This window comes from Nocardioides sp. PD653-B2 (assembly GCF_002117935.1).
Classification (GTDB): Bacteria; Actinomycetota; Actinomycetes; order Propionibacteriales; family Nocardioidaceae; genus Nocardioides.
Map to the genome: position 1 here is coordinate 42,159 of NZ_BDJE01000008.1, position 13,577 is coordinate 55,735.

12 protein-coding genes are annotated in these 13,577 nt (G+C 70.9%); 8 read left to right on the plus strand and 4 right to left on the minus strand.

Going from position 1 to position 13,577, the window contains the following annotated elements; translation table 11 throughout:
- Window positions 1-36 precede the first annotated feature (36 nt).
- Complete coding sequence (locus PD653B2_RS03205) at window positions 37-1,353, plus strand: M20/M25/M40 family metallo-hydrolase (RefSeq protein ID WP_085870883.1); 1,317 nt, start codon at window positions 37-39, stop codon at window positions 1,351-1,353.
- Window positions 1,354-1,465: 112 nt separating this feature from the next.
- Here the strand turns inward: PD653B2_RS03205 and PD653B2_RS03210 are convergent, their stop codons facing one another.
- Complete coding sequence (locus tag PD653B2_RS03210; RefSeq protein ID WP_085870884.1) at window positions 1,466-1,693, minus strand: DUF5703 family protein; 228 nt, start codon at window positions 1,691-1,693, stop codon at window positions 1,466-1,468.
- Window positions 1,694-1,720: 27 nt separating this feature from the next.
- On the minus strand, window positions 1,721-2,668 hold the full coding sequence (locus tag PD653B2_RS03215; protein WP_085870885.1) for an aldo/keto reductase: 948 nt from the start codon (window positions 2,666-2,668) through the stop codon (window positions 1,721-1,723).
- A gap of 127 nt (window positions 2,669-2,795) precedes the next feature.
- Between PD653B2_RS03215 and PD653B2_RS03220 the strand changes: the two genes are divergently transcribed.
- A complete protein-coding gene (locus tag PD653B2_RS03220) occupies window positions 2,796-3,623 on the plus strand; it encodes an undecaprenyl-diphosphate phosphatase (RefSeq protein ID WP_085870886.1) in 828 nt (275 codons plus the stop codon).
- Between the two features lies 1 nt (window position 3,624).
- Here PD653B2_RS03220 and corA read toward each other — a convergent pair whose 3' ends face one another.
- Window positions 3,625-4,596: a magnesium/cobalt transporter CorA gene (gene corA, locus PD653B2_RS03225; protein WP_085870887.1), complete on the minus strand. Its 972-nt coding sequence runs from the start codon at window positions 4,594-4,596 to the stop codon at window positions 3,625-3,627.
- 54 nt (window positions 4,597-4,650) lie between these two features.
- On the opposite strand from corA, the gene PD653B2_RS03230 reads away from it, so the two are divergent.
- Genes PD653B2_RS03230 through mshC form a run of 4 tightly spaced genes read left to right on the plus strand, consistent with a single transcriptional unit; the run spans window position 4,651 to window position 7,999 of the window.
- Window positions 4,651-5,382, plus strand: coding sequence for a histidine phosphatase family protein (locus PD653B2_RS03230; RefSeq protein ID WP_085870888.1), 732 nt, complete (start codon window positions 4,651-4,653; stop codon window positions 5,380-5,382).
- 10 nt (window positions 5,383-5,392) lie between these two features.
- Window positions 5,393-5,971: a DUF3090 domain-containing protein gene (locus PD653B2_RS03235; protein WP_085870985.1), complete on the plus strand. Its 579-nt coding sequence runs from the start codon at window positions 5,393-5,395 to the stop codon at window positions 5,969-5,971.
- On the plus strand, window positions 5,968-6,729 hold the full coding sequence (locus PD653B2_RS03240; RefSeq protein WP_278247416.1) for an SCO1664 family protein: 762 nt from the start codon (window positions 5,968-5,970) through the stop codon (window positions 6,727-6,729). Before PD653B2_RS03235 ends, PD653B2_RS03240 begins: the two co-directional genes overlap by 4 nt.
- 22 nt (window positions 6,730-6,751) lie before the next feature.
- Window positions 6,752-7,999, plus strand: coding sequence for a cysteine--1-D-myo-inosityl 2-amino-2-deoxy-alpha-D-glucopyranoside ligase (mshC, locus tag PD653B2_RS03245; protein ID WP_085870890.1), 1,248 nt, complete (start codon window positions 6,752-6,754; stop codon window positions 7,997-7,999).
- A gap of 106 nt (window positions 8,000-8,105) precedes the next feature.
- Here the strand turns inward: mshC and PD653B2_RS03250 are convergent, their stop codons facing one another.
- A complete protein-coding gene (locus tag PD653B2_RS03250) occupies window positions 8,106-8,954 on the minus strand; it encodes a PAC2 family protein (RefSeq protein ID WP_085870891.1) in 849 nt (282 codons plus the stop codon).
- Window positions 8,955-9,143: 189 nt separating this feature from the next.
- On the opposite strand from PD653B2_RS03250, the gene metH reads away from it, so the two are divergent.
- A complete protein-coding gene (gene metH, locus PD653B2_RS03255) occupies window positions 9,144-12,857 on the plus strand; it encodes a methionine synthase (protein WP_345775740.1) in 3,714 nt (1,237 codons plus the stop codon).
- On the plus strand, window positions 12,850-13,515 hold the full coding sequence (locus PD653B2_RS03260) for an HAD family hydrolase (RefSeq protein ID WP_085870893.1): 666 nt from the start codon (window positions 12,850-12,852) through the stop codon (window positions 13,513-13,515). Before metH ends, PD653B2_RS03260 begins: the two co-directional genes overlap by 8 nt.
- The last annotated feature ends 62 nt before the right edge of the window (window positions 13,516-13,577 follow it).

Sequence of the window (13,577 nt, forward strand, 5' to 3'; positions counted from 1 at the left end):
ATCGGGATCGCCTCCTGCGAGTGACATGCTGGGGTCATGGCGAACCAGTCCCCGAACGGCGCCCACGACCCGGCCGGCGAGGTGGTCGAGCTCTGTCGTGACCTGATCCGGATCGACACGACGAACTACGGCAACGACGACGGGCCGGGTGAGCGCAAGGCCGCCGAGTACGTCGCGACGCTGCTCGACGAGGTGGGCATCGAGTCGACGCTCTACGAAGCCGCACCGGGTCGCACGTCGGTCATCGCCCAGTGGGGCGGGAGCACCGGAGCCGGGCTGCTGCTGCACGGACACCTCGACGTCGTACCCGCTGAGGCATCGGACTGGCAGGTCGACCCGTTCTCCGGGGAGATCCAGGACGGCTACGTGTGGGGCCGCGGCGCGGTGGACATGAAGGACTTCGACGCGATGCTGCTGTCGGTCGTGCGGGCCCGCCAGCGTGACGGCCGGGTGCCGGAGCGTCCGGTCACGCTGTGCTTCACAGCCGACGAGGAGGCCGGCGGCCACCAGGGCGCCCAGGTGCTCGTCGAGCAGCACGCCGAGCAGCTCGAGGGCTGCACCGAGACGGTCGGGGAGGTCGGCGGCTTCAGCGCGACCGTCCGCGGCCGCCGGATCTACCTGATCGAGGCCGCGGAGAAGGGCATGGCCTGGATGCGGCTCACCGCCCGCGGCCGGGCCGGGCACGGCTCGATGATCAACCAGGACAACGCGATCACCGACCTGGCCACCGCGGTCGCCCGGATCGGCGCCCACGACTGGCCGGTGCGGCTCACGCCGACGATGAAGACGCTCCTCGCGGCCGTCGGGGAGCTGGCCGGCACCGAGGCGACGCCCGAGAACGCGCCCGCGCTGATCGAGGAGTTCGGCAGCGCGGCCCGGATGCTCGGCGCGGTCATCCGCAACACCGCCAACCCGACGATGCTCAGCGCCGGCTACAAGGTGAACGTCATCCCGACCGAGGCTTCCGCCCACGTCGACGGCCGCTTCCTGCCGGGCTTCGAGGACGAGTTCTTCGCGACCCTGGCCGAGCTGGTCGGCGAGCACATCGAGATCGACTACGTCAGCCGCCAGCAGCCCTGGGAGACGCCGTACGACGGCGACCTCGTCGACGCGATGACCCGCTCGCTGCTCGCGGAGGACCCGGAGGCGATCGTCGCGCCGTACCTGATGAGCGGCGGTACCGACGCCAAGCACTTCCGCAAGCTGGGCATGCGCTCCTACGGGTTCGCCCCGCTGCGGCTGCCCGCCGACCTGGACTTCACCGCGCTCTTCCACGGCGTGGACGAGCGGGTCCCCGTCGACGCGCTGGAGTTCGGCGCGCGGGTGTTCGACCGGTTCCTCGACGACGTCTGACCGGCCTCCCCGGCTGGCCCTCCGGACCCGCGGTTTGGTCCCAAACCGCAGGTGGGAGCGCTCCAAACCTGCGGTTTGGGACCAATCCGCAACATTCTTCGGTGCCGGGCGCCTACAGGTAGAAGTCGGGGCGAGCCTGGCGGATGATCTTGCGGCGCAGCACGACCCGGCGGGTGCCGTCGGCGCCGATGTGGACCCGCGCCAGCTCCCAGCCGCCGCGTTCGGCGCGTTCGACCAGCAGCTTGGTGACCACGTTGCGCGAGTACTCCCGCGAGAACGTCACCTTGTCGAACTCCCACTCCACCCCCGGGGCGGGCGGACGTCGCAGTGCTCGGCTCATGAGAACCCCCAGTTCGGCGTCAGGTGGTCAGTCGGCGGACACGTCGTCGAGAGCAGCGGTGATCTCGACGGGCAGGCTCAGCTCCTCGACACCCAGGGCGCCGCGCAGCTGCGCGGCGGTCCGGGCACCGACGATCGGCGCGGTGACGCCGGGCCGGTCGCGGACCCAGGCGAGGGCCACCTCGAGGGTGGTCCACCCGAGGCCGTCGGCGGCGCGGGCGACCGCCTCGACGATGCCGCTCGCGCGCTCGTCGAGGTAGGGGTTCACGAAGTTCGCGAAGTGTGTGGACGCCCCCCGGGAGTCCGACGGCGTGCCGGACCGGTACTTGCCGGTCAGCACGCCCCGCCCCAGCGGCGACCAGGGCAGCACGCCGAGACCGAGCGCCGCAGCGGCGGGCAGCACCTCGTGCTCGACGGCCCGGTTGAGCAGGGAGTACTCCACCTGGGTGGACGCCAGCGGCGCCCGGCCGGGCACGGCCCGCTGCCAGGTCGCGGCCTGGGCCGTCTGCCAACCGGAGTAGTTCGACACCCCGACGTACGACGCCCGCCCGCTCTGCACCGCGGTGTCGAGGGCCGCGAGGGTCTCCTCGACGGGGGTCTCGTCGGACCAGATGTGCACCTGCCAGAGGTCGACGTGCTCGACGCCCATCCGGCGCAACGAGGTGTCGAGCGTGGCGAGGAGGTGACCGCGCGAGGTGTTGTACTCACGCCCGCCACGGCGGGCGCTGATGCCGGCCTTGGTCGCGAGCACGATCTCGTCGCGGGCGACGACGTCGCCGATGAGGGTGCCGACCAGCTCCTCGGAGGCACCGTTGCCGTAGCCGGCCGCCGTGTCGACGAGCGTCCCGCCGGCCTCGGCGAACGAGATCAGCTGGTCGCGTGCCTCGTGCTCGTCGGTGTCGCGCCCCCAGGTCATCGTGCCGAGTCCCAGCCGGGACACGGTGAGGCCGGTCGCGCCGACACGCCGCTGCTGCATGGGGAGAAGGTAGCCAAAGGAGCCACGCGGAGCGCCGTCGGCTCGCCGTAACGACGTGGGTACGCCGGGGCCGTAGGCTGGCGCGGCCCGCGCACCGCAACCCGGCACTCACCCCGAAAGCGAGTCGATGAACTACTTCGACGCCGTCGTCCTCGGCATCGTCGAGGGGCTCACCGAGTTCCTCCCCGTCTCCAGCACCGGTCACCTCACCATCGCCGAGAAGGCCCTCGGGCTGGACCTCGCCGACGAGGCCGTCACCGCGTACACCGCCGTCATCCAGATGGGAGCGATCGCGGCCGTCGTCGTGTACTTCTTCAACGACATCTGGCGGATCGCGAAGGCCTGGTCGGTGGGCCTGGTCAAGCCGGAGTACCGCGGCCAGCTCGACCACCGGATGGGCTGGTACATCATCGTCGGCAGCATCCCGGTGGGCGTCGGAGGCCTGCTCCTCAAGGACTTGATCACCGGTGACCTGCGCTCGCTGTGGGTGGTGGCCGTGGCGCTGATCGGGTGGAGTGCGGTGATGTGGCTCGCCGAGCGAGCCGCCCGCCAGGTGCGCAGCGAGAAGGACCTCGGGCTGACGGACGCCATCGTGGTCGGCCTGACCCAGGTCGTGTCGCTGGTGCCCGGGATCTCCCGGTCGGGCGCGACCATCTCCGCCGGGCTCTTCCGCGGCCTCGACCGGGTGACCGCCACCAAGCTGAGCTTCTTCCTCTCGATCCCGGCGCTGGTCGGCGCGGGCATCTTCGAGCTGCCCGACGCGATGAGCGGCGACATCGGCGTCGGTGTCGCGCTGGTCGGGATCGTCGTCGCCTTCGTGGTCGCCTACGCCTCGATCGCCTGGCTGCTGAAGTTCGTCGCCGGGCACCCGATCACCTGGTTCATCCCGTACCGGCTCGCGCTGGGCGGCGTGCTGATCGTGCTCCTGGCGACCGGCGTGATGTCGCCGACCTGAGTCAGAGCCAGCCCGACCGCTTGAACCACATCCACAGCCCGACCGAGATCGACACCATCAGCAGCAGTGCCAACGGGTAGCCGATGGTCCAGCCCAGCTCGGGCATGTGGTCGAAGTTCATGCCATACACGCCGGCGATCAGCGTCGGCGCGGCCACCAGCGCGACGCCGGCCGAGATCTTGCGCATGTCGTCGTTCTGCTGCACCGAGATCTGGGCGAGGTGGGCGTCGAAGGCCGTCGACAGCAGCGAGTCCAGCGAGTCGACGGTCTCGGCCGCGCGGGCGAGGTGATCGGCGACGTCGCGGAAGAAGGGCGCGGCCTCGTCCGGCACGCCGCGCACGCCGCCGGTCGCGAAGCGGTTCATCGGCTCCTTGAGCGGCATCACCGCCCGTCGTACCTCGGAGATCTCGCGCTTCAGCGTGTAGATGCGGGCGGAGTCGTTGGTCCGCTCGTCGGAGAAGACCGACGCCTCGATCTCGTCGACGTCGATCACCAGCTCGTTGACGACGTCGGCGTAGGCGTCGACCACGCGGTCGCAGATGGCGTAGACGACCGCGCTCGGTCCGTGGTGGAGGACGGCCTCGCTCGACTCGAGGTACTCCCGGGCCGAGTGCAGCTCCGAGCCGTGGCCGTGGCGGACGCTGATGACGAAGTCCCGCCCGACGAAGAGCGCGATCTCGCCGGTCTCCACGGCGTCGTTCGCGTCGACGTACCAGAGCGTCTTGAGGATGAGGAACAGGCTGTCGCCGTAACGCTCGAGCTTGGGTCGCTGGTGGGCCTGGACGGCGTCCTCGACCGCGAGCGGGTGCAGCTCGAAGACCTCGGCGACGTCGGCGATCTCGGCCGCGGTGGGCTGGTGCATGCCGACCCAGACGAAGTCGCCGTCCTCGGTCGCCCGGCTGCGCAGCTCGCGGGGGTCGCTGTGGCCTTCGACACGAGATCCCTTGCGATAGAGGGCGCAGTCGACGATCACGCCACCACGCTAGGCCATGAGCTCGCTGGGGTGCTGCTGGATAGGGTCCACGACATGGCAACCCTGATCCTCGTGCGGCACGGCCGGACGACGGCCAACGCCTCCGGCATGCTCGCCGGCCGGCTCCCTGGCGTGAAGCTCGACGACACCGGCGCGACGCAGGCGGAGCGGGCGGGCGAACGACTCGCCGCGGTGCCGTTGGCCGCGGTGGTGAGCAGCCCGCTCGAGCGGTGCCGCCAGACCGCGCGCGCCATCACCCGGGCGCAGCCGGGCTCGCCCCGCGTCTCGACGGACCGCGGCATCACCGAGTGCGACTACGGCGACTGGCAGGGCCGGGCGCTGAAGGAGCTGGCCAAGGAGAAGCTCTGGGCGACCGTCCAGGCACAGCCCTCCGCGGCGGCCTTCCCCGGTGGTGAGTCGATGGCCGGGATGCAGGCCCGCGCCGTCACCGCCGTACGACGCCACGACGCGCTGATCGAGGCCGAGCACGGCCCCGGGGCGGTCTGGGCCGCGGTCAGCCACGGCGACGTCATCAAGTCGATCCTGGCCGACGCGCTCGGCATGCACCTCGATCTCTTCCAGCGCCTGCACGTCGACCCCGCGTCGATCTCGATCGTGCGCTACACCGGCACTCGCCCCTACGTCATCTCGACGAACACGCACGCCGGCGACCTGTCCTGGCTGGCGCCGAAGCCGGCCAAGAAGACCTCCCGCTCCCGCCGTGGCCCCGCGTCCTCCACCGACGCCGCGGTCGGCGGTGGCGCCGGCCCTTCCGCGACCTCCTAGGGTGAACGACATGGCACCTCTCGTCCACGGCTTCGACCCGCCGGAGCGGTTCGTCGCGGGCACCGTCGGCCCGCCCGGACAGCGCACCTTCTTCCTCCAGGCCCGGTCGGGCACGCGCATCGTCAGCGTGTCACTCGAGAAGCAGCAGGTGCAGGCGCTCTCCGAGCGCATCGACGAGCTGCTCGACGACGTGATGTCCAGCGAGGTCAGCGACTCCATCATCCCGGCCGTGGCCCCGCTCGGGCTCGAGGACTCCGAGCCGCTCGAGCAGCCGATCGAGGAGGAGTTCCGCGCCGGCACCATGACGCTGTCGTGGGACCCGACTGACGAGCGCATCGTGATCGAGGTCTTCCCCTACACCGAGGCCGCGGTGGTGAGCCCCGACCAGGTCGACCAGGACTTCGAGGAGCCCGACCCGGAGGAGGTCTTCCTGGTGCGGATCCCGGCCGGCGTCGCCCGCGCCTTCGTGAAGCGCTCGGAGCAGGTCCTCGAGGCCGGCCGTCCGAGCTGCCCGTTCTGCGGCAACCCGATCGACCCCGAGGGGCACCTGTGTGTCCGCGCCAACGGCTTCCGGCGCCGCGATCCGTGACACCCGACCTGCTCGAGGCCGAGCTCACCCTCCACGGCCGGATCATGCCCGCGTCGAACGCGACCTTCGTCGGCGAGATCGACGGCGTCCGGGTCGTCTACAAGCCCGTCGCCGGCGAACGCCCGCTCTGGGACTTCCCCGACGGGACCCTCGCCGACCGTGAGCGGGCGGCGTACCTCGTCTCGGAGGCGTGCGGCTGGGACGTCGTGCCGGAGACCTGGCTGCGCGACGGGCCACACGGCCCCGGCATGGTGCAGCGCTGGCAGGAGCCGGACGAGGAACAGGCGGCGGTCACCCTGGTGCCCGAGGGTGATGTCCCGGCGGGCTGGCGGCACGTGTTCGACGGTATCGACGGGCACGACCGGCCGGTGTCGCTGATCCACGAGGACTCCGCGCCGCTGCGGCGGATGGCGGTCTTCGACATCGTCGTCAACAACGCGGACCGCAAGGGCGGGCACGTGCTGGAGATGGTGGGCGGACACCGGTACGGCGTGGACCACGGCCTCACCTTCCACACCGACCACAAGCTGCGCACCGTGCTGTGGGGCTGGCTGGGCGAGGACCTGACCGCCGAAGAGGTCGCCGTGGTGCGGGCCGTCCGAGCCGACCTCGGGGGAGCGCTCGGCGACGCGCTGGCCGCCCATCTCACCGACCTCGAGATCGACGCGCTCGGCCGCCGCTGCCACCGGCTCGCCGAGCGCGCCGTGATGCCGTCGCCCCGCGGGGAGTGGCCGGCCATCCCGTGGCCGCCGTTCTGACGTGAGTCGATAGTCTTTGCGCATGCGCGCCTGGCCTACCCCCGAGATCCCGACCCTGCCCGCGGTGGGTCCGCCGGTGGCGCTCCACGACACCCCCTCCGGGACCCTCGTCACGACCACCCCCGACGGCCCCGCCCGCATGTACGTCTGCGGCATCACGCCGTACGACGCCACCCACCTCGGCCACGCCGCGACGTACGTCGCGTTCGACCTGCTCAACCGGGCCTGGCGCAACGCCGGTCACGAGGTGACCTACGTCCAGAACGTCACCGACGTCGACGACCCGCTGCTCGAGCGCGCCACGAAGGTGCACGTCGACTGGGTGGAGCTCGCGGAGCGCGAGACGGAGCTCTTCCGCCAGGACATGACCGCGCTGCGGGTGCTGCCGCCGGCGCACTACGTCGGTGCGGTCGAGTCGATCCCGCTGGTGATCGACCTGATCCAGCGGCTCGAGGCCGCGGGCTCGGTCTACCGGGTCGAGGACGACCTCTACTTCTCGGTGACCGCCGACCCCGCCTTCGGTGCGGAGTCCGGCTGGGACCGCGAGACCATGCTCGCGATCTACCCCGAACGCGGCGGTGACCCCGCTCGCCCGGGCAAGAAGGACCCGCTCGACTGCATCGTCTGGCGGGGCGAGGTCCCCGGCGAGCCCTCGTGGGCGAGCCCGTGGGGCCCCGGTCGGCCCGGCTGGCACATCGAGTGCACGGCGATCGCCCAGGAGCACCTGGGTGGCGCCTTCGACGTCCAGGGCGGCGGCAGCGACCTGGTCTTCCCGCACCACGAGATGTGCGCCGGGCACGCCCAGGTGGCGGTCCCCGGCACCCCGTTCGCGCAGGTCTACGCCCACGGCGGCATGGTCGGCTATGACGGCGAGAAGATGTCGAAGTCGCGCGGCAACCTCGTCTTCGTGTCCGCACTGCGCAACAGCGACGTCGACCCGATGGCGATCCGCCTCGCGCTGATGCGCCACCACTACCGCAGCGACTGGGAGTGGAAGGACGCCGAGCTGTGGGAGGCCGTCGACGACGTCGCGCGCTGGCGCAAGGCGCTGTCGCTCGGTGCCGGTGCCCCCGCTGCGCCCGTCGTCGACGAGGTGCTCGCGGCGCTCGCCGACGACCTCGACGCGCCGCGGGCGACCGCCGCCGTCGACCGGTGGGTCGCCGCGACCCTCGGCACCGACGGACTGGCCGACGCCAGCGACCCGGACGCCGCGATGCAGATGCTCGCCGTCGTCGACGCCGCCCTCGGCCTCGCGCTCTGGCTGAGCTGATCACCGAGCCCTGACGCACGCCTCCGGCGTGCGGTTTGGTCCCAAACCGCAACTGGGAGCGCTCCAAAGCTGCGGTTTGGGACCAAACCGCACCATCCGGACCGGGTCAGGCCTCGTCCTGGCGTCGCTTGAGGTACCGCTCGAACTCGCGGGCGATGGCCTCCCCGGACGCCTCGGGCAGGTCGGTGGTGTCGCGCGTCTCCTCGAGGGCGCGCACGTAGTCGGCGACGTCCTCGTCCTCCTCGGCCAGCTCGTCGACGCCGCGCTCCCAGGCGCGGGCGTCCTCGGGCAGGTCGCCCAGGGGGATGCTCACCTCGAGCAGCTCCTCCAGCTGGCCGATCAGGGCCAGGGTGGCCTTGGGGCACGGCGGCTGCGCGACGTAGTGCGGGACCGCCGCCCAGTACGACACCGCCGGGATGTCCAGCCGGACGCAGGCGTCCTGGAAGACACCCACGATCCCGGTCGGGCCTTCGTACGTCGACTGCTCGAGCTTGAGCCGGTCGACGAGCTCGAGCTCGGTCGCGGTGCCGGTCACCGGGATCGGTCGGGTGTGAGGCGTGTCGGCGAGGAGCGCGCCCAGGGTGATCACGAGCTCGCCGCCGAGGTCGTCGCAGGCGGCGAGCAGCTCGGCGCAGAACTGCCGCCAGCGCATGTTGGGCTCGATGCCGCGGATGAGGATCACGTCGCGGTCGAGGTCCGGGGGAGAGGCGATCGCGATCTGGGTGCTGGGCCAGGTGATCCGGCGGTGGCCGAGCTCGTCGGAGCCGACGATCGGGCGGTTCACCTGGAAGTCGTAGAACTCCTCGGGGTCCATCATGCCGACCGTCCGCGCACCCCAGACCCGGATCAGGTGGTCGACGACGGAGGAGGCGGCGTCGGCGGCGTCGTTCCATCCCTCGAAGGCCGCGATGACAACCGGGTTCACCAGCTCGGGGACGTCCTCCACCTCGATCACGCGTCCAGCCTATTCCGTGCCCCGCACCCGCCGCGGGCGGCGCGACGATTTCGTACGACGGACCGCGCAATGTCACGATCTGGGAATGCCGTCCAGCACGTGGACGCCGTCCCTACTCTTGGGTGTGCGGCCACCTCTGGTGGCCTGGAAGGAGTCACGGTGTCGTCGTCGCAGTCCCCGTCGCCCGAGCTGAGGCCGGACGCCACCGAGGAGCTCACTCGCGTGTTGCGGGAGCGGATCATGGTGATCGACGGCGCGATGGGCACCGCGATCCAGCGGGACCGGCCCGACGAGGCCGGCTACCGCGGCGAGCGCTTCGCCGACTGGTCGAGCGACCTGGTCGGCAACAACGACCTGCTCACGCTCACCCAGCCCGAGATCATCGCCGCCATCCACCGCGAGTACCTCGAGGCCGGCGCCGACATCATCGAGACCAACACGTTCAACGCCAACGCCGTCTCGCTCGCCGACTACGGCCTCGAGGAGTTCGCCTACGAGCTCAACCTGGAGTCCGCCCGGCTGGCCCGGCGCGAGGCCGACGCGGTGGCCACCCCGGAGCGACCGCGGTACGTCGCCGGCGCGCTCGGACCGACGACCCGCACCGCGTCGATCTCGCCCGACGTCAACGACCCGGCCGCCCGCAACGTGACCTACGACCAGCTGGTCGCGGCGTACCACGAGGCCGCCCGCGGCCTCGTGGACGGTGGCGCCGACCTGCTGATGGTCGAGACGATCTTCGACACCCTCAACGCGAAGGCCGCGATCTTCGCCGTCGAGACGCTGTTCGAGGAGAGCGGACGGCGCTGGCCGGTGATCATCTCCGGCACCATCACCGATGCCTCCGGCCGCACCCTGTCGGGCCAGGTGACCGAGGCCTTCTGGGACTCCGTCCGCCACGTGAAGCCGCTCGCGGTCGGCCTCAACTGCGCCCTCGGCGCGAAGGAGATGCGGCCCTACATCGCCGAGCTCTCGCGCCTCGCCGACACGTTCGTCTCCTGCTACCCCAATGCGGGGCTGCCCAACGCGTTCGGTGAGTACGACGAGGCGCCCGAGGAGACGTCGGCGATCATCGGCGAGTTCGCCGCCAGCGGGCTCGTGAACCTCGTCGGCGGCTGTTGCGGCACCACGCCCGCCCACATCGCCGCCATCGCGGCCGCGGTCGACGGCAAGGATCGACGTACCCCGGTCGAGGTCGCGCCCGCGATGCGCCTGTCGGGCCTCGAGCCGTTCGCCATCACCGAGGACAGCCTCTTCGTCAACGTCGGCGAACGCACCAACATCACCGGCTCCGCGAAGTTCCGCAACCTGATCAAGGCCGGCGACTACGACACCGCCCTCACCGTCGCCGCGCAGCAGGTCGAGAACGGCGCGCAGGTCATCGACGTCAACATGGACGAGGGCATGATCGACGGCGTCGCCGCGATGGACAAGTTCCTCAAGCTGATCGCCAGCGAACCCGACATCAGCCGCGTCCCCCTGATGATCGACTCCTCCAAGTGGGAGGTGATCGAGGCCGGCCTGCGATGTGTCCAGGGCAAGCCGATCGTCAACTCGATCTCCATGAAGGAGGGCGAGGACAAGTTCCGCGAGCAGGCCCGTCTGTGCCGCAAGTACGGCGCGGCCGCGGTCGTGATGGCCTTCGACGAGGACGGCCAGGCCGACAACCTCGAGCGCCGCAAGGCCATCTGCGAGCGGGCCTACCGGATCCTGGTCGACGAGGTCGGCTTCCCGGCCGAGGACATCATCTTCGACCCGAACGTCTTCGCCGTCGCGACCGGCATCGAGGAGCACGCCTCGTACGGCAAGGACTTCATCGAGGCCACGCGCTGGATCAAGCAGCACCTGCCCGGAGCCAAGGTCAGCGGTGGCATCTCCAATGTGAGCTTCTCGTTCCGCGGCAACAACCCGGTGCGCGAGGCGATCCACGCGGTCTTCCTCTACCACGCGATCGAGGCGGGCCTGGACATGGGAATCGTCAACGCGGGCGCGCTGATCCCCTACACGGAGGTCGAGCCCGAGCTGCGGGAGCGGATCGAGGACGTCGTCCTCAACCGTCGTCCTGACGCTGCCGAGCGCCTGCTCGAGATCGCCGAGGCGCACAACAAGGCCGGCGAGGTCGTCGAAGCCACCGCCGAGGAGTGGCGCGCACTCCCGGTCGGCGAGCGGATCACGCACGCACTGGTGAAGGGGATCGACGGGTTCGTCGAGGCCGACACCGAGGAGCTGCGCCAGGAGATCGCCGATCGCGGCGGCCGGCCGATCGAGGTCATCGAAGGCCCGCTGATGGACGGCATGAACGTCGTCGGCGACCTGTTCGGGGCCGGCAAGATGTTCCTCCCGCAGGTCGTGAAGTCGGCCCGGGTGATGAAGAAGGCCGTCGGCTACCTGATCCCGTTCATCGAGCAGGAGAAGCTCGACAACCCGGAGTACGCGACCGCCAAGGACACCAACGGCACGATCGTGATGGCCACCGTCAAGGGCGATGTCCACGACATCGGCAAGAACATCGTCGGCGTGGTCCTGCAGTGCAACAACTACGAGGTCGTCGACCTCGGGGTCATGGTGCCGGCCCAGAAGATCCTGGACACCGCGGCCGAGATCGGCGCGGATGCGATCGGGCTCTCCGGCCTGATCACGCCGTCGCTGGACGAGATGGTCAACGTCGCCACCGAGATGAAGCGGCAGGGGTTCTCGATCCCGCTGCTGGTGGGTGGCGCGACGACGTCGCGCGCCCACACGGCGGTCAAGGTCGACGGCAAGTACGACGGTCCGGTCGTCTGGGTCAAGGACGCCTCCCGGTCGGTGCCCACCCTGGCCGCCCTGCTGAGCGACGCCCAGCGCCCCCGGCTCCTCGCCGACGTCCAGGCCGACTACGACTCGCTGCGTGAGCGGCACGCCGCCAAGCACGACCGGCCCATGGTCACCCTCGAGCAGGCACGCGCGAACCGCACCCCGATCGACTGGAGCGACTACCAGCCGCCCGCACCGCAGCAGCCGGGTCGGCACGTGCTCACCGGCTACGACCTGGCCGAGCTGCGGGAGTACATCGACTGGCAGCCGTTCTTCAACGCCTGGGAGATGAAGGGGAAGTTCCCCGACATCCTCAACAGCCCGACCACGGGCGAGACCGCCCGCGCGCTGTACGACGACGCACAGGCGATGCTCGACCGGGTGATCGCGGAGGAGTGGCTGACCGCCAACGCCGTGTTCGGGTTCTTCCCGGCTAGCGCGGTCGGTGACGACATCGAGGTGTACGCCGACGACTCGCGCTCCGAGGTCCTCGCCACGCTGCGCAACCTGCGGCAGCAGGGCCAGCACCGCGAGGGCGTGCCCAACCGTTCCCTGGGCGACTTCGTCGCACCCCGGGAGACCGGCCTGCCCGACCACGTCGGCGCCTTCGCGGTGACCGCAGGGCTCGGCTCCCAGGACCGGATCCGGGCGTTCAAGGAGGCGAACGACGACTACTCCGCGATCCTGCTGGAGGCGCTCGCCGACCGGCTCGCCGAGGCCTTTGCCGAGCGGCTGCACCAGCGGGTCCGCACCGAGTTCTGGGGCCACGTGTCCGACGAGCAGCTCTCCAACGAGGACCTGATCGCGGAGAAGTACGCCGGCATCCGCCCGGCCCCCGGCTACCCGGCCTGTCCGGAGCACACCGAGAAGCGGACCCTGTGGGAGCTCCTCGACGTCGAGGCGGCGACCGGGATCGAGCTCACGGAGAGCATGGCGATGTGGCCCGGCGCCGCGGTGTCCGGCTGGTACTTCTCCCACCCGGCCTCCCAGTACTTCGTGGTGGGCCGGCTCGCGCGCGACCAGGTCGCCGACTACGCCGAGCGCAAGGGGTGGACGCTCGCCGAGGCGGAGCGGTGGCTCTCGCCGAACCTCGGCTACGACCCCGATGACTGATCTCCACCAGGAGCTCCCCGCGGCGGTCCTGTGGGACATGGACGGAACGCTCGTCGACACCGAGCCGTACTGGATCCAGACGGAGTACGAGCTCGCCGAGCGGTACGGCGGCACCTGGAGCCAGGCGCACGCGCTGAACCTGGTCGGCAACGACCTGCTCCACTCGGGCCGCTACATCCGCGAGCACATGGGCATCGACCGGACGCCGGAGGAGATCGTCGACGAGCTCCTCGACGGGGTCGTGCGCCGTGTCGAGGCCGCCGTCCCGTGGCGTCCGGGGGCGGTCGACATGATCGGGGCCGTCCGGGCCGCGGCGATCCCGAACGCGCTGGTCACCATGTCGTGGGAGCGCTTGGTGGCCCCGATCCTCGCCCAGCTGCCGCCCGAGACGTTCCGGGTCGTCGTCACCGGCGACCGGGTCAGCCAGGGCAAGCCGCACCCCGAGCCGTACCTCACCGCGGCGGCAGCGCTCGGCCTGCGTGCGGAGGACTGCCTCGCGATCGAGGACTCCAACACCGGCGCCCGGTCGGCCGAGGCCGCCGGCTGCCTGGTCCTGGTGGTCGAGAACCACGTCCCCGTCCTGCCGACCGACCGGCGGGTGTTTGCCGACTCGCTCGCCGGGCTCGACCTCGCCGCGGTGTGGGCGCAGCGGTACTAGTACCACCGGACAATGGCGGCGTGCACTCCGCGTCGTACAGGATGAAGACATCTCGGGGGAGC